This window comes from Pseudomonas sp. BNK-44-b (genome assembly GCF_047456245.1).
GTDB classification, from domain to species: Bacteria; Pseudomonadota; Gammaproteobacteria; order Pseudomonadales; family Pseudomonadaceae; genus Aquipseudomonas; species Aquipseudomonas machongensis.
On record NZ_CP179908.1, the window covers coordinates 3,632,239 to 3,654,073 of the forward strand.

At 63.9% G+C, this 21,835-nt stretch carries 23 protein-coding genes and 1 pseudogene; 11 read left to right on the forward strand and 13 right to left on the reverse strand.

The window, feature by feature from the left end; genetic code table 11:
- Positions 1 to 174 precede the first annotated feature (174 nt).
- Positions 175 to 2,253: an LTA synthase family protein gene (locus tag ACMGGG_RS16660; RefSeq protein WP_414154072.1), complete on the reverse strand. Its 2,079-nt coding sequence runs from the start codon at positions 2,251 to 2,253 to the stop codon at positions 175 to 177.
- Between the two features lie 152 nt (positions 2,254 to 2,405).
- Positions 2,406 to 2,597: a PLDc N-terminal domain-containing protein gene (locus ACMGGG_RS16665; protein WP_054891979.1), complete on the reverse strand. Its 192-nt coding sequence runs from the start codon at positions 2,595 to 2,597 to the stop codon at positions 2,406 to 2,408.
- Between the two features lie 128 nt (positions 2,598 to 2,725).
- Between ACMGGG_RS16665 and ACMGGG_RS16670 the strand changes: the two genes are divergently transcribed.
- Positions 2,726 to 3,664, forward strand: a complete 939-nt coding sequence (locus tag ACMGGG_RS16670; RefSeq protein ID WP_063545741.1) for a ZIP family metal transporter — start codon at positions 2,726 to 2,728, stop codon at positions 3,662 to 3,664.
- Between the two features lie 57 nt (positions 3,665 to 3,721).
- On the opposite strand, the gene ACMGGG_RS16675 is transcribed toward ACMGGG_RS16670, so the two are convergent.
- Both ACMGGG_RS16675 and ACMGGG_RS16680 read right to left on the reverse strand, forming a co-directional pair.
- Positions 3,722 to 4,252: a hypothetical protein gene (locus ACMGGG_RS16675; protein ID WP_414154073.1), complete on the reverse strand. Its 531-nt coding sequence runs from the start codon at positions 4,250 to 4,252 to the stop codon at positions 3,722 to 3,724.
- A 55-nt stretch (positions 4,253 to 4,307) separates the two neighbouring features.
- Positions 4,308 to 4,829: an ankyrin repeat domain-containing protein gene (locus tag ACMGGG_RS16680; RefSeq protein WP_054891982.1), complete on the reverse strand. Its 522-nt coding sequence runs from the start codon at positions 4,827 to 4,829 to the stop codon at positions 4,308 to 4,310.
- 268 nt (positions 4,830 to 5,097) lie between these two features.
- Here ACMGGG_RS16680 and ACMGGG_RS16685 point away from each other — a divergent pair, with 268 nt between their 5' ends.
- Entirely contained in the window at positions 5,098 to 5,370 is a 273-nt protein-coding gene (locus tag ACMGGG_RS16685; RefSeq protein ID WP_054891983.1) for a DUF3509 domain-containing protein, read from the forward strand.
- A gap of 75 nt (positions 5,371 to 5,445) precedes the next feature.
- Here ACMGGG_RS16685 and ACMGGG_RS16690 read toward each other — a convergent pair whose 3' ends face one another.
- The 3 genes from ACMGGG_RS16690 to aroC form a co-directional block, all read right to left on the reverse strand.
- Positions 5,446 to 5,976, reverse strand: coding sequence for an oxidase (locus ACMGGG_RS16690; RefSeq protein ID WP_414154074.1), 531 nt, complete (start codon positions 5,974 to 5,976; stop codon positions 5,446 to 5,448).
- Positions 5,976 to 7,130 carry an MFS transporter gene (locus ACMGGG_RS16695; protein ID WP_414154075.1) on the reverse strand — a complete coding sequence of 385 codons (1,155 nt, stop codon included), beginning with the start codon at positions 7,128 to 7,130 and terminating at the stop codon, positions 5,976 to 5,978. The genes ACMGGG_RS16690 and ACMGGG_RS16695 overlap by 1 nt, the downstream gene beginning before the upstream one ends.
- Before the next feature lie 73 nt (positions 7,131 to 7,203).
- On the reverse strand, positions 7,204 to 8,295 hold the full coding sequence (aroC, locus tag ACMGGG_RS16700) for a chorismate synthase (protein WP_063545745.1): 1,092 nt from the start codon (positions 8,293 to 8,295) through the stop codon (positions 7,204 to 7,206).
- 122 nt (positions 8,296 to 8,417) lie between these two features.
- Here aroC and ACMGGG_RS16705 point away from each other — a divergent pair, with 122 nt between their 5' ends.
- Together ACMGGG_RS16705 and ACMGGG_RS16710 are read left to right on the forward strand one after the other, a co-directional pair.
- The gene (locus tag ACMGGG_RS16705) at positions 8,418 to 9,389 is read left to right on the forward strand and encodes an alpha/beta hydrolase (RefSeq protein ID WP_226938337.1); all 972 of its coding nucleotides are present in this window, start codon (positions 8,418 to 8,420) and stop codon (positions 9,387 to 9,389) included.
- 140 nt (positions 9,390 to 9,529) lie between these two features.
- Positions 9,530 to 10,312 carry a hypothetical protein gene (locus ACMGGG_RS16710; RefSeq protein WP_054891987.1) on the forward strand — a complete coding sequence of 261 codons (783 nt, stop codon included), beginning with the start codon at positions 9,530 to 9,532 and terminating at the stop codon, positions 10,310 to 10,312.
- 40 nt (positions 10,313 to 10,352) lie between these two features.
- Here the strand turns inward: ACMGGG_RS16710 and prmB are convergent, their stop codons facing one another.
- Positions 10,353 to 11,261 carry a 50S ribosomal protein L3 N(5)-glutamine methyltransferase gene (prmB, locus tag ACMGGG_RS16715; RefSeq protein ID WP_414154076.1) on the reverse strand — a complete coding sequence of 303 codons (909 nt, stop codon included), beginning with the start codon at positions 11,259 to 11,261 and terminating at the stop codon, positions 10,353 to 10,355.
- 176 nt (positions 11,262 to 11,437) lie between these two features.
- Between prmB and ACMGGG_RS16720 the strand changes: the two genes are divergently transcribed.
- From ACMGGG_RS16720 to ACMGGG_RS16740, 5 genes are all read left to right on the forward strand, one after another.
- On the forward strand, positions 11,438 to 12,028 hold the full coding sequence (locus tag ACMGGG_RS16720) for a cysteine hydrolase family protein (protein ID WP_063545746.1): 591 nt from the start codon (positions 11,438 to 11,440) through the stop codon (positions 12,026 to 12,028).
- An 80-nt stretch (positions 12,029 to 12,108) separates the two neighbouring features.
- On the forward strand, positions 12,109 to 12,429 hold the full coding sequence (locus tag ACMGGG_RS16725; RefSeq protein WP_054891990.1) for a hypothetical protein: 321 nt from the start codon (positions 12,109 to 12,111) through the stop codon (positions 12,427 to 12,429).
- Positions 12,430 to 12,499: 70 nt separating this feature from the next.
- On the forward strand, positions 12,500 to 13,060 hold the full coding sequence (locus ACMGGG_RS16730; protein ID WP_054891991.1) for a Smr/MutS family protein: 561 nt from the start codon (positions 12,500 to 12,502) through the stop codon (positions 13,058 to 13,060).
- A 69-nt stretch (positions 13,061 to 13,129) separates the two neighbouring features.
- Positions 13,130 to 13,675: a GTP cyclohydrolase I FolE gene (gene folE, locus ACMGGG_RS16735; protein ID WP_054891992.1), complete on the forward strand. Its 546-nt coding sequence runs from the start codon at positions 13,130 to 13,132 to the stop codon at positions 13,673 to 13,675.
- A gap of 76 nt (positions 13,676 to 13,751) precedes the next feature.
- On the forward strand, positions 13,752 to 14,123 hold the full coding sequence (locus tag ACMGGG_RS16740; RefSeq protein ID WP_414154077.1) for a glutaredoxin family protein: 372 nt from the start codon (positions 13,752 to 13,754) through the stop codon (positions 14,121 to 14,123).
- Between the two features lie 40 nt (positions 14,124 to 14,163).
- Here the strand turns inward: ACMGGG_RS16740 and ACMGGG_RS16745 are convergent, their stop codons facing one another.
- On the reverse strand, positions 14,164 to 14,766 hold the full coding sequence (locus ACMGGG_RS16745) for a glutathione S-transferase family protein (RefSeq protein ID WP_054891994.1): 603 nt from the start codon (positions 14,764 to 14,766) through the stop codon (positions 14,164 to 14,166).
- A 142-nt stretch (positions 14,767 to 14,908) separates the two neighbouring features.
- Here ACMGGG_RS16745 and ACMGGG_RS16750 point away from each other — a divergent pair, with 142 nt between their 5' ends.
- Positions 14,909 to 16,099 (forward strand): benzoate/H(+) symporter BenE family transporter, encoded by a 1,191-nt coding sequence (locus tag ACMGGG_RS16750; protein WP_054891995.1) that lies wholly within the window; start codon positions 14,909 to 14,911, stop codon positions 16,097 to 16,099.
- A 118-nt stretch (positions 16,100 to 16,217) separates the two neighbouring features.
- On the opposite strand, the gene ACMGGG_RS16755 is transcribed toward ACMGGG_RS16750, so the two are convergent.
- From ACMGGG_RS16755 to ACMGGG_RS16765, 3 genes and pseudogenes are all read right to left on the reverse strand, one after another.
- Positions 16,218 to 17,093: a methyl-accepting chemotaxis protein gene (locus ACMGGG_RS16755; protein WP_371264443.1), complete on the reverse strand. Its 876-nt coding sequence runs from the start codon at positions 17,091 to 17,093 to the stop codon at positions 16,218 to 16,220.
- A pseudogene (locus ACMGGG_RS16760) lies at positions 17,082 to 18,161 on the reverse strand (HAMP domain-containing protein); the annotation flags it as partial. The pseudogene ACMGGG_RS16760 and the gene ACMGGG_RS16755, both read right to left, overlap by 12 nt.
- A 116-nt stretch (positions 18,162 to 18,277) precedes the next feature.
- Complete coding sequence (locus ACMGGG_RS16765; RefSeq protein ID WP_414154078.1) at positions 18,278 to 19,675, reverse strand: PLP-dependent aminotransferase family protein; 1,398 nt, start codon at positions 19,673 to 19,675, stop codon at positions 18,278 to 18,280.
- 121 nt (positions 19,676 to 19,796) lie between these two features.
- Here ACMGGG_RS16765 and ACMGGG_RS16770 point away from each other — a divergent pair, with 121 nt between their 5' ends.
- On the forward strand, positions 19,797 to 20,972 hold the full coding sequence (locus ACMGGG_RS16770; protein WP_414154079.1) for an MFS transporter: 1,176 nt from the start codon (positions 19,797 to 19,799) through the stop codon (positions 20,970 to 20,972).
- Here ACMGGG_RS16770 and ACMGGG_RS16775 read toward each other — a convergent pair.
- Positions 20,923 to 21,684: an SDR family oxidoreductase gene (locus ACMGGG_RS16775; protein ID WP_063545753.1), complete on the reverse strand. Its 762-nt coding sequence runs from the start codon at positions 21,682 to 21,684 to the stop codon at positions 20,923 to 20,925. The genes ACMGGG_RS16770 and ACMGGG_RS16775 overlap by 50 nt on opposite strands.
- Positions 21,685 to 21,835: the final 151 nt, after the last annotated feature.

The window sequence follows — 21,835 nt, forward strand, 5'->3', positions numbered from 1 at the left end:
TCGACCCTCTTGGAAGCACAACGGTGAGCGATATCCGTACTTAGCTGACCATACACAAAGGCTGATGTTCAGAGTGGCTGAGGGATGGAGATGAAGATTTCTTCAGCAAGCGATGACAGATGCCGCAAATGAAAAAGCCCGCCATCATCGGCGGGCTTTTCATACAGGCAAGCGTTACTCAGGCTTGCCGTGAACCACGCCGGCGGTGTTGTCCAGCAGGCTCTTGGTCGCGGTCTGGATATAGGCCTCGAGCTTCTTGAGCATCTCAGGCTGATCCGGGCTCTCGATCAACTCGGCCTTGAACTCACGCCCCAGCTGGTAGCGATACATCCGTGGCGTCATGTCCTTGGACTCGATGAGGATGTGATCACCCTGCACCAGGCCAACGATCTGCTCGCTGCCCGATGGCTTGATCATACCCACGCCCTGGTCACCGGCAGGCAGGTTCAGCAGATCACGGCCCCAGCACTGGTGACGGGTGTCGCCACCCAGGCGACCCATGATGGTCGGCACGATATCGACCTGGGTGCCGACGGTGTGTTTGACCGCACCGAACTTGTCCTGGATACCCGGTGCGATGAGCAGCAGCGGCACGTTGAAACGCCCCAGATCCAGCTCGGTGACCTGCTGGTGGTTGCCAAAACCATGGTCGCCGACGATCACGAACAGGGTCTCCTTGAAGTAGGGCTCCTTGCGCGCCTTCTCGAAGAACTGGCCCAACGCCCAGTCGGAATAGCGCATGGCGGTCAGGTGCTCGTCCAGGCGGCCCTGCCCTGTGACCCTCTCCACCGGCAGGTCCTTGGGCAAGGCGTACGGGGTATGGTTGGAGAGCGTCTGCAGCAAGGCGTAGAACGGTTTCTTGCCGTAGTTGTGGGCCAGCTCCTGGTTGGCACGGTCGAACATGTCCTGGTCCGAAACGCCCCAGGTCGGGTCGGAGAACACCGGGTTGACGAAGTCGTTGCGGCCGATGAAGGTTGTCATGCCCTGGTTGCCGAAGAACCCGGACTGGTTGTCCCAGGCGAAGTCGCCGTTGTAGACGTAGACATCGTCGTAGTCACGGGCGCTGAGCAGCGCCGGCAGGCCCGAGAGCTTGTGCCCGCCCTCGGGAGTCTGCATCAGGTACTCGAAGCCCGGCAGGTTGGGGAAGCACGCCATGGTGGCGAACATGCCCTGGTGAGTGTGGGTGCCGTTGGAGAAGAAGCGATCGAACAACAGCCCTTCCTTGGCCAGCTTGTCGAAGTACGGGGTGATGTTGTTCGGACTGCCCAGGGCGCCCACCGAGTGACCGGCGAAGCTCTCCATGAGGATCACCACCACGTTCTTGATCGGCAAGGTGTTGCCGGCCGGCGGCACGAAGTCGCGACGGATGGCCGCCTGGTCGGCATCGACCAGCGTGTCGTTGGGGGTCAGCAGCAGGTCACGCACGCTTTGTTGGGCGACTCCGGTTTCCAGCACCGGTTTCCAGATATTCGCACGGTCTTCGCCGAAACGGCTCTTGGCGGCATCGATCAGCGTCAAGGTGCCGTTCAGGCCCAGCTGGTTGACGAAATTGGAGTCGGTGGTAAAGGCGTCACCCCAGCGCATGGGTGGGCCCTGGCGCAGGGTGCCACGGGCAGCGACCACCGCCACCAGCAGGATGACCATGAACACCGCCAGGCGGCCGTACCAGGGTGCGACACGGCGCTGAGCGACGATCTGCCCGCTGCCCTGGCCACCGCGAGTCAAACGGTCGATGCCCTTGAACAGCAGGCTCAGCAGCCAGGTGCCAAACAGCCACGCCAGCAGGTAACGCACCACCGGGAAGCCGTACCAGAGCATGCTCATGACGGTCTTGGGGTCTTCCTGGATGTACTGGAAGACCAGGCCGTTCAGGCGCTGGTGGAATTCACGATAGAAATCCAGTTCCATCAGGCCAAGGAACATCACGACGCTGGAGCTGACGGTCAACCAGAAACGGAAGAAGCCGCGCCGCGCCATGGCCCAGGGGCTGTTAAGGGCCAGCAGTAGCGGAATGCTCAGGTACACCACCACCCGCAGGTCGAAGCGCAGGCCGTTGAGGAAGCCTTCGGCCACCGTGGAGTACGGGGTGTCGCCGATCATGTCGCTGTTATAGATCAGCAGCGCCAGGCGCACCAGGCTGAGCATCAGCATGATCAGCAAGCCGCTGAGCAAGGTGTAGGCGAGGTGCGATTTGAGGGTCGGCGAGAACGGTGCCGACGCGGCCCGTTGCTTCAAGGCATCCGTGTTAGCCATGAATGGGAAGATCCTAGGATTTCGGGGTTGGGAAAGGCGCTGGACGCAGCCTCGCAGTCCTGTGCCGGACAATCGCCGGCAAGGGCCCATACATTAAATGTGCGGCGCGGAGTTTGGTTAATGCCGTGTGAAAATTTCGTCACGATGAACGGTCAGAGGCGCACGTTGCCCCGCGGACCGGCAATTGCCCAGATGATCAGGCCCAGCACCGGCAACAACAGGATGAGCAGAATCCACAGAATCTTGATCCCTGTCTCGCTGCCGCTTTTCAGCACGTTGATGATCGCCCAGATATCCAGGGCCAGAATGACCAGCCCGACCAGGCTGTTGAAGGTAGAACCCATGCTGCAACTCCTGCGTGAACGTTCCTGTGGCTGAGCATAGCCTGCTATCGGCGCGATAGAAGGGAATCCTTGGCCGGGCTCGCAGGTCACTGGATAGACTGCTGTCATCCATCGCTTCCGAGGTTCCCATGCCACCCGCCCACAGCCACAGCGCCGACACCCCTTCTCTCATCGATGCCTGGCGCCAGCAAGCGCTGAGTACCCCCTGGCTCAGTGCAGGCCTTGGGCTGAGCCTGCTGGCGATCGTACTCCTGCTGCTGGCCAGCCTGTGGAATGCCGTCAACGGCGATCACTCACAGAACCTGCACCTGGCGGCGCTGGGCGGGCTTTCGGGCTTTGGCGCCACGGCCTTGGGCGCGGTGCTGGCCGTTGTGCTGCGCGATGTCAGTGCTCGCAGCCAGGATGTGATGCTGGGTTTTGCTGCCGGCATGATGCTCGCCGCCAGTTCGTTCTCGCTGATCCTGCCGGGTCTGGATGCGGCACGGGAAATCACCGGCAACGGCCCCGCCGCCGCGGGCGTCGTCGTGCTGGGTATGGGCCTGGGGGTGTTGCTGATGCTCGGCCTGGACCGATTCACCCCACACGAGCACGAGAGCACAGGCCCTTGTGGGCCCGACGCCGAACGAATCAGCCGGGTGTGGCTGTTCGTGCTCGCCATTACCCTGCACAACCTGCCCGAGGGCATGGCCATCGGCGTGAGTTTCACCAACGGTGACATGAGCATCGGCCTGCCGCTGACCAGCGCCATCGCAATCCAGGACATTCCCGAAGGCCTGGCCGTGGCCATGGCCCTGCGCGCCACAGGATTGTCGAATTTCAAGGCCGCGCTGGTGGCGATCGGCTCTGGCCTGATGGAGCCGCTGGGGGCAGTGATCGGCCTGGGCATCTCTACTGGCTTCGCCCTCGCCTACCCGATCAGCATGGGCCTGGCAGCGGGCGCGATGATCTTCGTGGTGTCGCACGAGGTGATTCCGGAAACTCACCGCAACGGCCACCAGACTTCGGCAACGCTGGGCCTGATGGGCGGCTTTGCGGTGATGATGTTCCTCGATACCGCGCTGGGCTGATCTGCAGGAGCTCCGTGGGGGCGGCATTCGCCGCCCCTGCAACACACAATCGCCGCGTCAGACGTGCACCGCGACCTTCAAGGCCTCCAACGCCGGTTCCACCTTGATGCCCAACTCGGCGCCCAGCTCCAGCACGCGCGCCAGGTCCTGCTGACCGACCATCACCATCTGCAGCTCGTCATCGAGCAACTGGCTGAAGTCCAGCAGCACATAGCCGCCCGCTTCCTTGTTCAGTGCACCCATCTGCACCTGGATGCGGTTGAGCGCGGTCAGCGGCTCGGTACGTGCCAACTGTTTGGGCTTGAGGGTGAAGGGCACGCTCTTGTCGAACGAATCGCTGATCGCCTGGAACAGGTCCTGGTAGCTGTCGGCCTGGAACACCACGGTGTCCGGCAGACTGCCGAGCACCACCCATTCGCCCAGCGGGATCGGGAAACTGTCGTCGTAGTTGATGTCGGGATTGGCCGCAAGAAAAGCGGCAGGGTCGGCGTAGGCCTGGGCGGCCTCGTCGGCGATACGCTCGATGTCCGCCTCGCGCAGGCAACCGGCGCCGATGAGGCTGATGAATTCGAGCAACTGGTTTTTCATGGGGGGCCCTGCTTGGCGAATGGCGAAAAAGGCGCCAAGGATACCCCCCGAGGTGTCAGCCGACCAGCGCCTGCAGGCGAGCGGCTGCTTCGCTGGCACCCATGGTCTGCGCCGCGACCAGCGCGGTAGCGCCACGCGCATCCTGGCGGGTCGGGTCGGCGCCCTGGGCCAGGAGATAGTCGAGGATTTCGCTGCGGTTGAACATCGCTGCCAGCATCAATGCCGTGCGGCCATCGACGGCTGCCGCGTCCACCGGCACCCCGTGCTCGATGAACAGCCGGATCATCGCCAGGTCGCCCTTGAAGGCAGCACCAGCAATCGGTAATTGGCCATTGTCGTTGGCGATCAAGGGGTCCGCGCCATGGGCCAGCAGCACCTTCACCGCCTCATGATGACCGTGATAGCTCGCCAGCATCAGCAAGGTGTCGCCCTTGTGATTGCGCAGGTTAGCCGGCAAGCCACCGTCAAGCAGGCGCTCGAGCATGGCGGCATCGCCTCGGCGGGCGCGCTCGAATACTTCTTCAGCGAAGGCGGCGGATTCTTCTTCGGTCATCGCGGTGGGCTGTTGGTCGGACATCTGGAACCTCCTGGCAAGTGTGTTGGCCCAATTTTGTGTCAGGCCATCGCCGGGCAGCAAAGGTTCAGATTCTATGGGACCGAGAGGCAGGCTCTATGACCTTGCAAAATGCACTGTGCAAAATGCACGACCATGCACAATGCACGGCAATCAATTCCAAAAAACAACATAAATTATTGTTTCTAAAGGAAATTATTTTATCTAAAAGCCTGGCACGGTCACTGCAACCATCAACTCACGTCTGCCAACCTACACGTCAGGAGTTGATATGGACCTCATCCAGGAAAAATTCGTTTCGGTCTTCCCAGCCTATCAGGTCGACACCAAGTCCCGTCCGGACGGCGGCATCCTGCTGACCCTGCGCGCCGCCGACGGCACCGTGACTCGTCGTGTGCTTTCCTATGCGCAACTGCACAGCGCCGAGCAACTGTCCTGGGCCATCAGTGCCATTCGCCGCGACCTGGCCGAGCAAGCCAGCGAACTGCCTGTTATCTCCATGCTGCAAAGCCAGCAACGTTTCGCCCTGCCGACCTATCGTTGACAGTGCCGCCCGTTTCGCGGGGCAATCCTCCTTCCACGAAGGGATTCTGTGGGAAGAGGATTGCCCCGCGATCTATTACAGCTCGCTCATCCCTGCAAACTGTCGTGCCTGCTCGTCGCCGGTCATGCGGATGCCCTGCTCGTTGCCAAACAAGCGCAAGGCCAGGCAAAACGGTGTATCACCCAGATCGATCCAGCGTCGAGTCTGCGCAGGCACTACCAGCACATCGCCTTTCTCGCACAGTAGCGCAAATACCTGCTCACCCAGACGCAGGCTGACTTGGCCTCGCCCGCTCACCATCGCGAATACCTCGACGGCGTCATGCACGTGCTCATCACGCAGGTCGACCTCGGTCGGCTGATCGCCGTCTCGGTTCAGCAGCATCAGGGTCTGGCAACCGTGCGTGGTCATCAGCATGTCGATCAGGCCACCGGCCTCTTCGCGCACCTGGGCCTCGGCGCTGCATGGGCGAATGCGCAGGCCGTGGTCGTGCCGTGCAAATTGCACGCCCTGCTCGGCCAGGGTGGCGGCAATGTCTTCATGGTGGGTCAGCACCTTGTTCGCCAGCTGCGGGCTGCTGGAATGAAAAACGCTGAGAATGCTCATCAGGGGCTGTTCCTGGTCTGTTGCGAACGAAGGGCAATGATAACGGCTGCAGCCAGCGCTGCGACGCTGGCCATACCAAAGGTGAACTGCGGGCCGAGCAGTTTCCAGCTGTAGCCCGAATAAAGCGCACCCAGCGCGCCACCGGTGCCGGACAGCGCCGCATACAGCGCCTGGCCCTGCCCCTGCTGGCGAGCGCCAAAGCTGGACTGGACGAAGGCGATGGAGGCCGCGTGGAAGCAGCCGAAGGTGGCTGCGTGCAGCAACTGGGCAAGGATCAGCACCGCCGGCATATCGGCAAGGCTGCCCAGCAGCAGCCAGCGCAACGAGGCCAGCAAGAAACTCGCCAGCAACACGCTGCGCACCGGGAAGCGCGCAAAGATCCGACTCATCAGCATGAACATCAGCACCTCGGCGACCACCCCGAGCGCCCACAGCAGGCCAATGGCGCCGCGGCTGTAGCCCAGGTGTTCCAGGTGCAAGGTGAGGAAGGTGTAGTACGGGCCGTGGCTGAGCTGCATCAGCGCCACGCAGATATAGAACGCCAACACGCCCGGAGCCGCCAGTTGCTTGAGAAAGCCCTCTGCCTCGCGCCGTTCGGCGTGCTCGACCGGTTGGGCATTGGGCACCCACAGGCTGGCGATGACGATGCCAGCCATGATGCTGACCATCGCCAGCGGGTAGATGTCCAGGCTCAACCATTCGAACAACCGCCCCAACCCGACCACGGTGAGGATGAAACCGATCGAGCCCCATAGCCGGACCTGGCTGTAGCGCGAGGTCTGTCCATGCAGATGCGCCAGAGTGATCACTTCGAACTGCGGCAGCACCGCATGCCAGAAGAACGCGTGCAGGGCCATGACCAGCGCCAGCCAGGCGTAGCTCTTGGCAAAGAAGATCAGGGAAAAGGTCGCCAGCGTACACAGGGCCCCCAGGCGCACGATCAGCAGGCGCCGACCGCTGCGGTCACCCAGCCAGCCCCACAGGTTGGGGGCGATGCAGCGCATGAGCATGGGGATCGCCACCAACTCGCCGATGCGTGCCGGGGAAAAGCCGAGGTGGTCGAAGTACAGGGCCAGGAAGGGTGCAGTGGCACCGAGCAAGGCGAAGTAGCAGAGGTAGAAGCTGGACAGACGCCAGTAAGGGATGGGCTGCATGGATCGGCCTTGTGGGGACCTGTACCGGCCTCTTCGCGGGGAATGCTCCGCGAAGAGGCCGGGCCTGGCTAGATCAGAGCTGGCCCAGCACCGGGGTGTTGACCTTCACCTCGGCATTCTGCGCACGGTGGCGCAGCAGGTGGTCCATCAGCACGATGGCCATCATCGCCTCGGCGATCGGCGTGGCGCGAATGCCCACGCACGGGTCATGGCGCCCCTTGGTGATGACGTCGACCGGGTCCCCATTGACGTCGATCGAGCGACCCGGCACGGTGATGCTCGAGGTTGGCTTGAGTGCCAGGTGGGCAACGATCGGCTGACCCGACGAAATACCCCCGAGAATGCCGCCGGCGTTATTGCTGAGGAAGCCTTCTGGCGTGAGCTCGTCGCGGTGCTCGCTGCCGCGCTGGGCGATGCTGGCGAACCCGGCACCGATCTCCACGCCCTTGACCGCGTTGATGCTCATCAGCGCGTGGGCCAGTTCGGCGTCGAGGCGGTCGAAGATCGGCTCGCCCAGGCCCGGCATCACGCCCTCGGCGACCACGGTGATCTTCGCGCCGACCGAATCCTGGTCACGGCGCAGTTGATCCATGTAGGCCTCAAGCTCAGGGACTTTGTCCGGGTCGGGGCTGAAGAAGGCATTCTGCTCGACGCTGTCCCAGGTCTTGAAGGGGATTTCGATCGGGCCCAACTGGCTCATGTAGCCGCGCACGCGAATGCCCTGGGTGGCCAGGAACTTCTTGGCGATGGCACCAGCCGCCACGCGCATGGCGGTTTCACGGGCCGAGCTGCGGCCACCACCGCGGTAATCACGGATGCCGTACTTGTGGTGGTAGGTGTAGTCGGCGTGGGCCGGGCGGAACAGGTCCTTGATCGCCGAGTAGTCCTTGGATTTCTGGTCGGTGTTGCGGATCAACAGGCCAATCGAGCAACCGGTGGTACGACCTTCGAACACCCCGGAGAGGATTTCGACTTCGTCGGCTTCCTGACGCTGGGTGGTGTGCCGACTGGTACCGGGCTTGCGACGATCCAGGTCGTGCTGCAGGTCGGCCAGCGAAATTTCCAGGCCCGGCGGGCAGCCGTCGACGATGGCGACCAGCGCGGGGCCATGGCTTTCGCCTGCGGTGGTGACGGTGAACAGCTTGCCGTAGGTATTGCCGGACATGGACGCTCCGCGAAAATCAGCCTGAACTTGAAAGAGGCCGCCAGTATACGGAAAGCCGCAGCTTTGCGAAAAAAATCGCGAGAACCTTCGTTCGCACCCCAGGTCAAATCGAACATCTCCCCATGCAGTATCCGAAGATGCGCATCGTCGCCCTGCTCCTGCTGTTGTTCACAAGCCTGGCCCAGGCCGCCGCCCCTACCGTGCTCAAGCATCCCATCGACCTCGACACCGGCCATGGCGTGCTGCACGGCAGCCTGCTCTTGCCGCTGCAGGACACACCGCCGCCGGTGGCGCTGATCATCGCCGGCTCCGGGCCCACCGACCGCGACGGCAACAACCCGGCATCCGGGCGCATCGACAACCTAAAACGCCTGGCCCAACTGCTCGCCAACGAGCACATCGCCAGCGTGCGCTACGACAAGCGCGGGGTCGCCGCCAGCCAGCCGGCGGCGCCCGACGAACGCGACCTGAGCGTCGAAGGTTATGTCGCCGATGTCGTGGCCTGGGCGCACAAGCTGCAAGCCGACCCACGCTTCGGCCCGGTGATCCTGATCGGCCACAGCGAAGGCGCGCTGATAGCCAGCCTCGCCGCCAATCAAGCCGGCGCCAGCGCGGTGATCACGCTGGCCGGCAGCGGCCGCCCCATTGCCGATGTGCTGCGTGAACAACTGGCCCAGCGCCTGTCGCCGGCGCAACTGGCCCGCGGCAACAGCCTGCTCGACCGCCTGCAGGCCGGCCAGACCAGCCTGGATGTGCCCACGCCCTTGCGCGAGGTGTTTCGACCGACGGTGCAGCCCTACCTGATCTCACTGTTCCGCCAGGACCCGGCCAAGGCTTTCTCGCGCTTGCAGGTACCGGCTCTGATCGTCCAGGGCCGCAACGACGTGCAGGTCGAGGTCGACGACGCCGAGCGCCTGAAAGCCGCCAAACCGGACGCCGAGCTGGTGCTGATCGATGGCATGAACCATATGCTGCGCATCAGCCCACGAGCGATGAGCGAGCAGCGCGACAGTTACAGCAATCCTGACCTGCCCCTGGCCCACGAGCTGGGCGAGCGGATCGTCGCCTTCATCCACCGCTTGCAGTCCGCCTGACACTTTTACCCCTCAGGTCTTGCCCGGTGCTGCCGATAATGCATGGCAAGAGGCGGTGATGCCAAAGAGCCTTATCGTGCAGCAAGCGTTGCGCGCACAAGCACGGCATCACCCGGCCCGTGCACTTGAGGATTGCCCTGATGACCGATGCACCCGCCGCCGAGGCGATCGAAGAACAACCACCGGAGAGCGCGCCGCTGCCCTGGGCGGACCTGGCCGCTGAGCACTTTCAATTGCTGCGCCTGGCGCCGCTGCCCACCGACCGCAACAGCGGCGCGCGACCGCTGCGTTTCGTGCAGTTCGGCTATGCCGAGCGCCACGACAAGGCCAACAGCCTGCTGCGCATGGAAATCCTGCTGCCAGGCCAGAAGGTACGCAAGGAGCAGAACCGCCTCGATGTGCGGGTCGACCATGAACAGCGTGTCGTGCGCATCGGCGACGACGCCGGCCTGCAACTGGAGCCACTCAACCGCGGCCTTGGCCGCTACGTGCTGGCGCAGGCCGTGCAATGGCTGCAGCGCAAATGGTCGCACTACCAGGTCGAGGGCATGGCCCTGCCCAGCAAGGATGCCCTCAACGAAGACTCGCGCCTGCGTCGCGACCACGTGCTGCGCAGCGTAGGGCTGGAGGTGGAGTATGCCGACGGCCAGATGCTCAAGGCCCGAACCGTCGAAACGGCGGTCGGCCAGCTCAAGAGCGCCTGGAGCAACGAGAAGGTGCAGCGCGTCGACATGCTCGAAGCGGCGACCATGCTGCAACAGGCAGAGCAGAAACTGCAGGAGAAGGAAGCGCAACTGCGCGAGCGCGACGAGCGTGTGGCCAAGTACCGCCGCGAGGACAGCGGCCTGCGCTTCACCATCACCTGCCTGGTCGCCTTTGCGGTGTTCCAGGCCGGCCTGCTGATCTGGATTGCCACTCGCTGACGCCCGATCGCGGGGGGCATGCCCCCCCGCGACCGAAGCCTCATACCCGCGAAGCAAACAACTCCTGGTGGTCCCGGCATTGCTGCGCCGTCAGCATGAACACGCCGTGGCCACCGCGCTCGAAGTCCAGCCAGGCGAAGTCCACCTCCGGGTAGAGGGCTTCGACATGGACCTGGCTGTTGCCCACCTCGACAATCAACAAGCCCTTCTCGGTCAGGTGATCAGCGGCCTCGGCAAGCATGCGTCGCACCAGGTCCAGACCGTCGTTGCCGCAGGCCAGACCCAGCTCGGGCTCGTGGTGGTACTCGGTGGGCATGTCGGCGAAATCCTCGGCGTCGACATAGGGCGGATTGGACAGGATCAGGTCGAAACGCTGGCCCGGCAGCCCGGCAAAACCATCGCCCTGCACGGTATATACACGCTGGTCGAGGCCGTGGCGCTCGATATTGTGATTGGCCACTTCGAGCGCGTCGAAGGACAGGTCGGCCAGTACCACTTCGGCCTCCTGGAACACATCGGCGGCAACGATTCCGATGCAGCCGGAGCCGGTGCACAGGTCGAGGATCCGCGCCGGCTCGCTGGCCAGCCACGGCTCGAAGCGCTTCTCGATCAGTTCGCCGATCGGGGAACGTGGTATCAGTACCCGCTCGTCGACGATGAACGACATGCCGCAGAACCACGCCTCGCCCAGCAGGTAGGCGGTCGGTACCCGCTCCTCGATACGTCGCTTGAGCAAGTGCTGCAGACGCACCCGTTCGTCATCCTCCAACTGGCAGTCCAGGTAGCTGTCGGCCACCTCCCAGGGCAAATGTACGGCACCGAGCACCAAGAGGCGGGCCTCGTCCCAGGCGTTGTCGGCGCCATGACCGAAGAACAGCTCGTGCTCATGGAAGCGGCTGACCGCCCAGCGGATGTGGTCGCGCAGGGTGCGCAGGCGGGATGTGATCACGGAGTACTCCTTTTCAGACTGTGCGAAAGTCTAACAGCCCCCCGGCTGAAATGTTCCACCGGTTCCCGTTCGGATAGCCACAGGGCAGTAACCATGCCGTCTGCGTTGTCAACCATTCACATTGGCGCCGAGGCAAGGGAGAATAGAGGGATAAAAGCCCTTCCAAGGAGCCCTTGATGTCCGTTCCAACCACGATGTTCCGCCTCACCGGCCGCGATTACCCGCCGGCCAGGCTGAGCCAAGCCAGCCTGATCGTCATCGACGCGCAAAAGGAGTACCTGAGCGGTCCACTGGCGCTGTCGGGCATGGACGAGGCCGTGGCGAACATTGCCAAGTTGCTCGAGGCTGCCCGCAAGGCCGGCCGCCCGATCATCCATGTCCGCCACCTCGGCACCGTCGGTGGCCGCTTCGACCCGCAGGGTCCGGCCGGCGAATTCATTCCGGGTCTCGAGCCGCAAGGCGACGAAATCGTCATCGAGAAGCGCATGCCCAACGCCTTCAAGAACACCAAGTTGCACGAGACGCTGCAGCAGCTCGGGCACCTGGACCTGATCGTCTGCGGTTTCATGAGCCACTCCAGCGTCAGCACCACGGTGCGCCGTGCCAAGGACTATGGTTATCGCTGCACCCTGGTGGAAGACGCCTCGGCCACCCGTGACCTGGCGTTCAAGGATACGGTCATTCCGGCCGCGCAGATCCACCAGTGCGAGATGGCCGTGATGGCCGACAACTTTGCCTGTGTCGCCCCGACCGCCAGCCTGATCTGACCGTACAACCGCCCGGCAGCCGGGCGGAACCCGACGGGCGAGCACAGGTCTGATTCCGGATACCTACAGAGGAACACGGAATGAAGCTCAAAGGCAGTTTCGATGCCAAGCGCCTGCGCCCGCGCGAGCCGGGCAACTGGGGCGCGCGCCTGGCTGCCGGCCTGTCCGCCCTGCTCGCCACCCTGGGCATCCTCCTGGCCATGGCCGGTTTCGCCGGACTGCTGGGCAACTACCAGGCCCTGGCCGAACTCAATGCCAACCGCCCCTTGTCGGCCATCCTCACGGTGATCGGGTTGCTGATGCTGTACCTGGGGGTGCGCTTCTGGCGGCGCAGCCGCATTCGCCTGCGCCGAGGGCGGGAGCTGAACCTGTCGCCGCACTTGATGAAAAAGCATGATTGAGCGTTGACCAGCGCGCTGCTGACGACGCAGGGCCGTTCGCGTAGAATACGCCGCCCACGTGGAGGCACACATGCAAGACGACGACTTTTCCCTCTTCCGCAGCGAGGTGCGTGGCGTCAAGCCCATCGCACACGACCGCGCCGAAGTCGGCAAGCCCAAGGCCGACCGCAAGCAGTTGGCCGGCCTGCGCCAGGCCGCTACCGTGCGCAGCGACCAGCCGCTGGTGGTCGATGGCATGTCGGACCAGTTCGTCATCGACGTTGGTGCCGAAGACGAACTGATGTGGCGCCGCGACGGCGTGCAGGAAAGCCAGATCCGCAAGCTCAAGCTCGGCCAGATCGCCTTCGAGGGCAGCCTCGACCTGCACGGCATGACCGTTGAACGCGCGCGCGAAACGCTCTGGGACTTCATCGCCGAAGCCACCAAGCTGGAAGTGCGCTGCGTGCGGGTCACCCATGGCAAGGCTGCGCGCATCGACGGCAAGCGCCCGATGATCAAGAGCCACGTCAACACCTGGCTGCGCCAGCACCCGCAGGTGCTCGGTTTCGTCTCTTGCCAGGCCCGTCATGGCGGCACCGGCGCCTTGTACGTGATGCTCAAGCGGACCATGCTCGACGGTCGCGACGAATGACATCACGCTTGCAGCGCCGCGTTTGCCGCCGTAACCTTCGTTTTTGCGTTTTTTCCCACAGGTAGATCCATGTCCCTGGAACAGAACTACACCGAGATCCTCAGCCAGATCGGCGAGGACGTCTCCCGTGAGGGCCTGCTCGACACGCCCAAGCGGGCCGCAAAGGCCATGAAGTACCTTTGCCGCGGTTATGAACAAACCCTGGAAGAAGTCACCAACGGTGCGCTGTTCACTTCGGACAACAGCGAGATGGTGCTGGTCCGGGACATCGAGCTCTATTCGATGTGCGAACACCACATGCTGCCGTTCATCGGCAAGGCCCATGTGGCCTACCTGCCCAAGGGCAAGGTGCTGGGGTTGTCCAAGGTGGCACGGATCGTCGACATGTACGCACGTCGCCTGCAGATCCAGGAAAACCTCAGCCGCCAGATCGCCGAGGCCGTGGAGAAGGTTACCGGCGCCGCAGGCGTTGCGGTGGTCATCGAAGCCAAGCACATGTGCATGATGATGCGCGGCGTCGAGAAACAGAACTCGAGCATGATCACTTCGGTGATGCTTGGCGAGTTCCGCGAGAACGCCGCCACCCGCAGTGAATTCCTCAGTCTGATCAAGTGATCGGACTCTGCGCGAAGCCGACCCCTCGGGGTCGGCTTTTTATTTTCCGTTGTGCACCACAGATCAGGAGTTGCCCATGATCGTCAAAGCCCTGCGGGTCAGCCTCGGCCAGCTCATCGTGTTCGGCGACTGGATCAGCCGCCCGGCCAAGCGCCAGCGCGACGCCGCCGCCCAGGCCCAGGTCGAGCAGCAGGCCAAGGGGCTGGCGCTGTACCAGTTCCATGCCTGCCCGTTCTGCGTCAAGACCCGCCGCGCCCTCCACCGCCTCAACGTGCCGGTGGCACTGCGCGATGCGAAGAACGACCCGCAACACCGCCAGGCACTGCAGGAAGGCGGCGGCCGGGTAAAGGTGCCGTGCCTGCGTATCGAAGAGGACGGCAAGGTGACCTGGATGTATGAGTCCAAGGACATCATTGGCTATCTGGAAAAGCGCTTCGGGTCGGTCTGAGCCTGGCGCAGTCACAAGGACTGCGCCGCTGCCAAGCCGATCAATCCACCATCGGCACATGCCGCGGATGGCTGGCAACCCGCTCAAGCCACGCCCTCACCGCCGGATACTCGGCCAGGTCGAAGCCACCCTGCTGCGCCACGTGGGTGTAGGCATACAACGCTACATCGGCGATCGAATACTGCTCGCCCACCAGGTACGGCGTCATCTGCAACTGGCGCTCCATCACCTTGAGCGCCTTGTAGCCGCCCTTGTGCAACTTGCGGTACTCCTCGAGGCGCTCATCCGGCAATCCCAGGTAGAACTGGATAAAACGCGCCACGGCAATGTAAGGCTCGTGGCTGTACTGCTCGAAGAACTGCCATTGCAGCACCTGGGTGCGCAAGCGCGGCTCGGTCGGCAGGAACTCGCTGCCGTCGGCGAGGAAGTTGAGGATCGCGTTGGACTCCCACAGGCAGGTACCGTCTTCGAGCTCCAGCACCGGCACCTTGCCATTGGGGTTTCTGGCCAGGAACTCGGGGGTCTCGGTCTCGCCTTTGAGAATGTCGACTGAGTGCCACTCATAGGGGCGCCCCAGAAGATTCAGCATCAACTTGATCTTGTAGCAGTTACCCGACTGGTAATCCCCATAAACCTTGTACATCGCCCCTCCCCTCCTGTGCAGTTGCAGGTCAGCGCCCAATAGTTGGGGACTGTACGGCTAAATGCAATGACTGCTGTATGGCAAGCTTCCGATTCGCCCGCGTTAGTCTGAAAAAACTGCTTACATGAACAAGGAATGCCTCATGACCGACGCCACTTCCACGCGTCTGCGCCCACTGGCGGACAGCGCCCCATCGGCGGTGGTCGCCGGTTTCATCGCCATGCTGACCGGCTACACCAGTTCCCTGGTGCTGATGTTCCAGGCTGGCCAGGCCGCCGGGTTGACCACCGCGCAGATTTCCTCGTGGATATGGGCCCTGTCGATCGGCATGGCGGTGTGCAGCATCGGCCTGTCGCTGCGCTATCGCACCCCGATCACCGTGGCCTGGTCGACGCCGGGCGCAGCGTTGCTGATCACCAGCCTTGGCGGTGTCAGCTATGGCGAAGCCATCGGCGCGTACATTACCTGCGCCGTACTGGTGCTGATCTGCGGCTTGACCGGCAGTTTCGAGCGCCTGGTGCGGCGTATTCCGGCGTCGCTGGCGTCGGCCTTGCTGGCAGGGATCCTGTTCAAGATCGGCAGCGAAATCTTCGTCGCCGCCCAGCATCGCACCCTGCTGGTACTGGGCATGTTCTTCAGCTACCTGCTGGTCAAGCGCCTGTCACCGCGCTATTGCGTACTGGCCGCGCTGGTGGTCGGCACGACGCTGTCCGGCATCCTGGGGCTGCTGGACTTCAGCCACTTCAACCTGGAGGTGGCAAAACCGGTCTGGACCACGCCGAGCTTCTCGTTGGCAGCGACCATCAGCATCGGCATCCCGCTGTTCGTGGTGGCGATGACTTCGCAGAACATGCCCGGAGTTGCCGTGCTGCGCGCCGACGGCTACCAGGTGCCGGCCTCACCGCTGATCTCGGCGACCGGCTTCGCCTCGCTGCTGCTGGCCCCCTTCGGTTCGCACGGGGTCAACCTGGCGGCCATCAGCGCGGCGATCTGCACCGGCCCGCACGCCCATGAAGACCCGGCCAAGCGCTATACCGCGGCGGTCTGGTGCGGAATCTTCTATGGTATCGCCGGGGTGTTCGGCGCGACCTTGGCGGCGCTGTTCGCGGCGCTACCAAAGGAATTGGTGTTGTCGATCGCGGCGCTGGCGCTGTTCGGCTCGATCATGAACGGGTTGACCGTGGCGATGAGCGAAGCGCGGGAGCGTGAGGCGGCGCTGATCACCTTCATGGTGACGGCCTCGGGGCTGACGCTGTTTTCGATCGGTTCGGCGTTCTGGGGAATCGTGGCGGGGGTGATTACCTTGCTGATACTGAGTCCGCGCAAGGGGTAGAGGTTATTGGTTGCCTGTACCGACCTCTTCGCGGGCAAGCCCGCTCCTACAGAGGTCCAGCAGTATTGAAGGCTGCGCCGTACCTGTGGGAGCGGACTTGCCCGCGAAGAGGCCAGCCTCATCCCAAGCGGAAATGCCCCACCATCCCCTTCAACTCATCCCCCAACTGCGCCAGCTCCACACTCGACCGCGCATTGTCCTGCATCGCCAGCGCCGCCTGATCCGCACTACCGCGAATCTGCGTGACGCTGCGGCTGATCTCCTCGGCCACCGAGCTCTGCTGCTCCGCTGCGGCAGCGATCTGCTGGTTCATCTGCTGGATCAGCGACACGGCCGAGGCGATGCTACCCAGGGCGCTTTCGGTGTGCAGCGCATCAGCCACGGCCATGCGCACCAGCTCGGTACTGCCACGAATCTGCGCCACCGATTGCTGGGCGTTGCCGCGCAGGCTGGCTACCAGGCGCTCGATCTCCTCGGTCGACTGCCGGGTACGCCGTGCCAAGGCCCGCACTTCGTCGGCCACCACGGCAAAACCACGGCCCTGCTCACCAGCGCGCGCGGCCTCGATCGCCGCGTTGAGCGCCAGCAGGTTGGTCTGCTCGGCGACGCTCTTGATCACTTCCAGTACATCGCCGATGGTGTGGATCTCGGCACTCAGGCTGTCGATACCGGCACTGGCAGTTTCCGCAGCCTCAGCCAACTGTTCGATGCGCTGCATGCTCTGGCGGACCACCTGCTGGCCGGACTCGACCTTGTCATCGGCATCCTGCGCCGCTTGTGCTGCCTCCTCGGCGTTGCGCGCCACATCGTGCACGGTCGCAGTCATCTGCTGCATCGCGGTGGCGACCTGTTCGGTCTCCTCCTTCTGGCTGCCCACCTCGCGGTTGGTCTGCTCGGTCACCGCCGACAGCGCCTGGGCATTGCCGGCCAGTTGTTCGATACCCTGCTGCAATCCGCTGACGATACCTGACAGCCCCGCCGCCATCTGCTGCATGGCCAGGGTGAGTTGCCCTACCTCATCGCGACCTGCCACTTGCGCCTCGACCACCAGATCGCCAGCCGCGATGCGCTGGGCGCTGGCGATCACCCGTTTGAGCGGCCCGACCACGGCGCGCGTGATCAACCAGGCGGCAACGATGCCCACCAGCAACGCCAGGGCCGTGGCGATGGCGATGGCCAGCGCGTTGTGCAGCAGCTCCTGGCGCATGGCTTCCTGCTGCGCCGCATAGGCCTGGTCAACCCGGCTGGTGACCTGTTCGGCGCTGGCCTGCAACTGGGTCTTGGTGCCCTGCTCCTTGGCCAGTTCATCAGTGTATTCGTTGAGTTTGTCGGAGAAGGTGGCGATATGCCCGGCCACTTCCCCCAATACGCTCTGGTAACCGGAATCGGTGACGGCGGTCTTGAGCTGATCGACCAGATTCGCCGCCTCGACCGTCTGCGCGATGCGCCCGGCGGACACCGCCTCTTCCCCCTTGCGCCCCTGCTCCAGACGTACCCGCGCCTCGTCCATCGCCTGCAGCATCAGGCGCGAGACCTGGGCCACCTGCGCGGCCTGATCGAGAAACTCGCTGCCCTGCTGGCCTTGGGACTGCTTGAGGGTGTAGGCGCCATCGTCCGCCAGCCCGGCCTGCAGCACATCAAGGTTGTTGGCGACGCTGGACACCGACCAGCCAGCCGTATCCAGCGCCAGCTCCTTGGCCTGCACGGCCTCGACGAAGGCATCGAAGGCCTGGCCATAGGCATTGAGGTCTGCCTCGCTCGCCGCCAGCGTCGGCAGGCTGCGCACGCGTTCGACCAGCGTCTGCAAGCCCGCGCGCAGGGCCTCGGCCTCCTTGATGTCAGAACGCAGGGCGAAGGCTTGCTCATGCTGGCGTAGACGCAGCAGGTCGGTATTGACCTCGCCCATCTGCCGCAGCCCGTCGAAGCGCTGGCCGATATTGTTCAGGGCGTACACACCGATGGCCGCCACCGCCAGGGTCAACAGCAGCACCAGGGCGAAGCCCAGGCCGAGTTTACGTGCCATGCCCAGATTGGACAGACTACCGCGCTTGGTCGCCCCCATCGCCGCTCCCCCTTGCCCATTCAGGTGTTCCCGAATACCAAGAGTGACAACCGTGCCGGCCGGCTCACAAGGGCTTGACGTCAGAATGGTGTCAAATAGCTATGACCCTGTCGTTTTCAGCTATCTGCAGGTCGCCCTGCATGTGCGAAGAAGGCCTGGGCACGGATGTCCTGCCCATACGCGACATTGATGCGTAGCCAGTCGCTGTCGGCTCCCTGGTGATCGAAAGCGCTGCCTGGGGTAAGCAACACCGAATGCTCCAGCGCCAGGTGATCGAGCCAGGCGAAATCCCGGCCCGGCACCCGCGCCCAGACGAACATGCCGCCATAAGGCTCGCAGAACACCTCCCAACCAAAGGCCTCCAGCTGCCGCAGCAACTTGGCCATGTGCTGGGCCAGGCGCAGCCGCAAGCGCTGCACGCTCTTGCGATAGCTGCCGTTGGCGAGCATCTGCCCGACCACTTGCTCGACGAAGCGTGAAGTCCCGATGCCGGTCACCATCTTCAACTGCGCCAGTTGGCCGATCAGCTCGGCGTCGGCGGCGATGTAGCCGACCCGCAGGGCACTGCTCAGAGTCTTGGAAAAGCTGCCCAGGTAGATCACCCGCTGTTCGCTGTCCAGCGTCGCCAGTCGCGTGGCCGGGCCATCCTGGAAGTCTGCGTAGATGTCATCCTCGATGATCCGCAGATCATGCTCACGCGCCAGCTCCAGCAAGCGGTAGGCGGTCTTGGGGCTGAGACTGGTGCCGGTCGGGTTCTGGTAAAGGCTGTTGACGAACAGGCAACGCGGGCGGTGCTCGACCAGCAGTTGCTCGAGCGCCTGGACATCAGGGCCTGCAGGGGTGCGCGGCAACGGCAGCATGCGCACCTGATGCTGGCGCAGCAGGGTGAACAGGTTGTAGTAGCCGGGGCTTTCGACCACCACCGTATCGCCGGGCTTGAGCAGCGTCCGCACCAGCAAGTCAAGGCCATGGCTGCCGCCTTGGGTGGTGAGAATGCGTTCAGCAGCGGTGGGGATATCCAGCTGCGACAGGCGCTTGTGCAACTGCTGGCGCAGGCTGGCCAACCCCAGCGGCGAGCAATAGCGGAACAGGTCCTCGGGGTCGCCACGGCTGACCAGACGTATTGCCTGTGCCAGGGCATCACGGGCGTGCCAGGCGGTGGGCAGCCAGCCACAACCGAGCTTGAGCAGGGTCTCGTGACCATCCCCGAACTGCCTCCAGCTGCCATCGATGGCATCGCCCCAGGCCATGGCATCCTCCTGGGCCAGCCCGGGCTTGCGCTCGGCGACGAAGAAGCCGGTGCCGTGGCGCGCCTCCAGCCAGCCAATGGCCACCAGACGGTCGTACGCATCGATCACACAGGATTGGCTGACTTCAAGGGTGCTGGCCAAGGTGCGAATCGACGGCAGCCGCGCACCGGGTCGCAGACGCTGTTGCTCGATCCAGGCTTGCAACTGGTCGGTCAGTTGCTGGACCAGAGGGATGGGACTGAGGCGATTCAGGGAAATGTGCATGGCAAAGTGTTTGCTGATTTTTGGGGAACAGTTAATCACAAATGCCGGGGATGTGTGTCTTGTTGGCGCAGGGAGATGAATTCAATGTGGTTTCACCCACCCCTTCGTAGATGGATACCCCATGCCCGCCCGCCTGGCCTTTGCCCTGTGCCTGATCACCCTCGCCGTGAACCTGCAGGCCCCGCTCTACACCACCTACGCCGACCTGTCCGGATACGGCGCCGCCGCTACCGCCCTGGCATTTTCCAGCTATGTGCTGGGTGTACTTCCCGTGCTGCTGGCCTTCGGCGGCTTGGCCGACCGGGTCGGCCGCCGCCCATTGATCATGGCCGCACTGCTACTGTCGATGCTGGCCACAACCCTCGTCCTGCTCGCACCCGGCCTCGAAACCCTCGCCCTGACCCGACTGCTGATGGGCGTCGGTACGGCCTTGGCGACCACCACCGCGACCGCCTACATGGGAGAACTGCTGGGCGGCGCCGACAATACCCGGGCTGCCAACTGGGTAACCGCCAGCACCTCGTTGGGCTTCGGACTGGGCGCGGCACTGACCAGTCTGTTCCTGTTGCGTGGCCCGACCCTGAGCCCGGGTAGCTTCTACCTGCAACTGCTGCTGGCCGCCGTAGCCCTATTGCTGGTGTGGCGCCTGCCGGACCGTCGTCCGACACAACGTAGCGCCATGCTGCGCCTGCCCTGCTATCCGGCAGGCAGCCTGCCGTACGGCCTGGCGATCCTGCTGGCCTGGGCCTGCACCGGGCTGGTCATCGCGCTGCTGCCTGGTGTACTGCGCCAGCACGGGCTGAGCGAGTGGTCGGGCTTCTCCACCTTCTGCGTAATCAGTTGCGGCGTGCTGTTCCAGCCGCTGGCTCGACGCCTGGCAAGCGTGCGCGCCACTCTGCTCGGCCTGACGATCCTGCCGCTGAGCTATGCCCTGTTGGCCTGGGGTGCAGAAAACGGCAGGTTGGCAGCGGTACTGGCAGGTGCCGTGGCTGCCAGCAGCGCCTGTTATGGCTTCATCTACCTTGGCGGGCTGGCGGCGGTAAACACCCTCGCCGGCAACGAGAAGACCCGCGCCAGCGCCGGCTTCTTCCTGCTCGCTTACCTGGGTTTCAGCCTGCCGGTGATCTTCACCGGGCTGCTCAGTGATCGCCTCGGCTCGCGCATGGCGCTGGTGTTGTTCGGCGCAGCCCTGCTGCTGGGCTGCGTCGCGGTGGTGGTGGCGTTGCTGGTCTCGGCACGCGTCTCGATCAGATGGCCGTGGCACCGCCATCCACGGTCAGGCTATGGCCGGTGGTGAACTTCGCCCCATCGCTGCACAGATAAAGCACTGCGCTGGCGATCTCCTCGACCTTGCCGATGCGCCCGACCGGGTGCATCGCTGCGGCGAACTCGGCCTTGCGCGGATCGGCCTCGTAGGCGCGACGGAACATGTCGGTGTCGATCACTGCGGGGCATACCGCGTTGACCCGAATCCCTTTCTTCGCATACTCGATGGCCGCCGACTTGGTCAGGCCGATCACCGCGTGCTTGGACGCAGCATAGATGCTCATCTTGGGGGCGGCGCCCAGCCCGGCCACCGACGCTGTGTTGACGATCGCACCGCCGCCCTGGGCCAGCAGCAACGGCAACTGGTATTTCATGCACAACCAGACGCCCTTGACGTTGACGCCCATGATCGCGTCGAACTCGGCCTCGCTACCCTCGGCCAGACGCCCCTTCTCGATCTCGATTCCGGCGTTGTTGTACGCGTAGTCCAGGCGACCATAGACGTCGATGATCTTCTCGTGCAGCTGGCGCACATCGCTGTCGCGGGTCACGTCGCAGGCCACGAACAGCGCGTCACCACCGGCTTCGCGAATCAGTGCGACGGTTGCTTCGCCACCGGCCACGTCGAGGTCAGCCACCACCACCTTAAGCCCCTCGGCGGCAAATGCCTGGGCCGTGGCTCGGCCGATACCTGCCGCGCCGCCGGTGACCAGGGCGACCTGGCCGGAAAAAGTCATGCTCATCACAGGCTCCTGCTTCACAGAGATCGAGTAGAGACTGAGTCTAGTCAGAGCACCACCCGGCTGGGCAGCATCATCAGAAGCACGGTTGGACTACCATCGTTTGCAGTGATTGTGCGTTGCCAGCCAGATCATCGAGGTGGATTACCGGGCA

Bases quoted from the DNA above. Each gene is read 5' to 3' on its own strand.
- folE (WP_054891992.1), top strand. From the start codon at position 13,130: ATGTCCCTGGAACAGAACTACACCGAGATCCTCAGCCAGATCGGCGAG.
- ACMGGG_RS16660 (WP_414154072.1), bottom strand. From the start codon at position 2,253: ATGGCTAACACGGATGCCTTGAAGCAACGGGCCGCGTCGGCACCGTTC.
- ACMGGG_RS16765 (WP_414154078.1), bottom strand. From the start codon at position 19,675: ATGCACATTTCCCTGAATCGCCTCAGTCCCATCCCTCTGGTCCAGCAA.
- ACMGGG_RS16775 (WP_063545753.1), bottom strand. From the start codon at position 21,684: ATGAGCATGACTTTTTCCGGCCAGGTCGCCCTGGTCACCGGCGGCGCG.
- ACMGGG_RS16685 (WP_054891983.1), top strand. From the start codon at position 5,098: ATGGACCTCATCCAGGAAAAATTCGTTTCGGTCTTCCCAGCCTATCAG.
- ACMGGG_RS16770 (WP_414154079.1), top strand. From the start codon at position 19,797: ATGCCCGCCCGCCTGGCCTTTGCCCTGTGCCTGATCACCCTCGCCGTG.
- ACMGGG_RS16705 (WP_226938337.1), top strand. From the start codon at position 8,418: ATGCAGTATCCGAAGATGCGCATCGTCGCCCTGCTCCTGCTGTTGTTC.
- ACMGGG_RS16740 (WP_414154077.1), top strand. From the start codon at position 13,752: ATGATCGTCAAAGCCCTGCGGGTCAGCCTCGGCCAGCTCATCGTGTTC.
- ACMGGG_RS16675 (WP_414154073.1), bottom strand. From the start codon at position 4,252: ATGAAAAACCAGTTGCTCGAATTCATCAGCCTCATCGGCGCCGGTTGC.
- ACMGGG_RS16690 (WP_414154074.1), bottom strand. From the start codon at position 5,976: ATGAGCATTCTCAGCGTTTTTCATTCCAGCAGCCCGCAGCTGGCGAAC.
- ACMGGG_RS16720 (WP_063545746.1), top strand. From the start codon at position 11,438: ATGTCCGTTCCAACCACGATGTTCCGCCTCACCGGCCGCGATTACCCG.
- ACMGGG_RS16665 (WP_054891979.1), bottom strand. From the start codon at position 2,597: ATGGGTTCTACCTTCAACAGCCTGGTCGGGCTGGTCATTCTGGCCCTG.
- ACMGGG_RS16750 (WP_054891995.1), top strand. From the start codon at position 14,909: ATGACCGACGCCACTTCCACGCGTCTGCGCCCACTGGCGGACAGCGCC.
- ACMGGG_RS16695 (WP_414154075.1), bottom strand. From the start codon at position 7,130: ATGCAGCCCATCCCTTACTGGCGTCTGTCCAGCTTCTACCTCTGCTAC.
- ACMGGG_RS16680 (WP_054891982.1), bottom strand. From the start codon at position 4,829: ATGTCCGACCAACAGCCCACCGCGATGACCGAAGAAGAATCCGCCGCC.
- ACMGGG_RS16745 (WP_054891994.1), bottom strand. From the start codon at position 14,766: ATGTACAAGGTTTATGGGGATTACCAGTCGGGTAACTGCTACAAGATC.
- ACMGGG_RS16725 (WP_054891990.1), top strand. From the start codon at position 12,109: ATGAAGCTCAAAGGCAGTTTCGATGCCAAGCGCCTGCGCCCGCGCGAG.
- ACMGGG_RS16670 (WP_063545741.1), top strand. From the start codon at position 2,726: ATGCCACCCGCCCACAGCCACAGCGCCGACACCCCTTCTCTCATCGAT.
- ACMGGG_RS16730 (WP_054891991.1), top strand. From the start codon at position 12,500: ATGCAAGACGACGACTTTTCCCTCTTCCGCAGCGAGGTGCGTGGCGTC.
- ACMGGG_RS16755 (WP_371264443.1), bottom strand. From the start codon at position 17,093: ATGCAGCAGATGGCGGCGGGGCTGTCAGGTATCGTCAGCGGATTGCAG.
- ACMGGG_RS16710 (WP_054891987.1), top strand. From the start codon at position 9,530: ATGACCGATGCACCCGCCGCCGAGGCGATCGAAGAACAACCACCGGAG.
- aroC (WP_063545745.1), bottom strand. From the start codon at position 8,295: ATGTCCGGCAATACCTACGGCAAGCTGTTCACCGTCACCACCGCAGGC.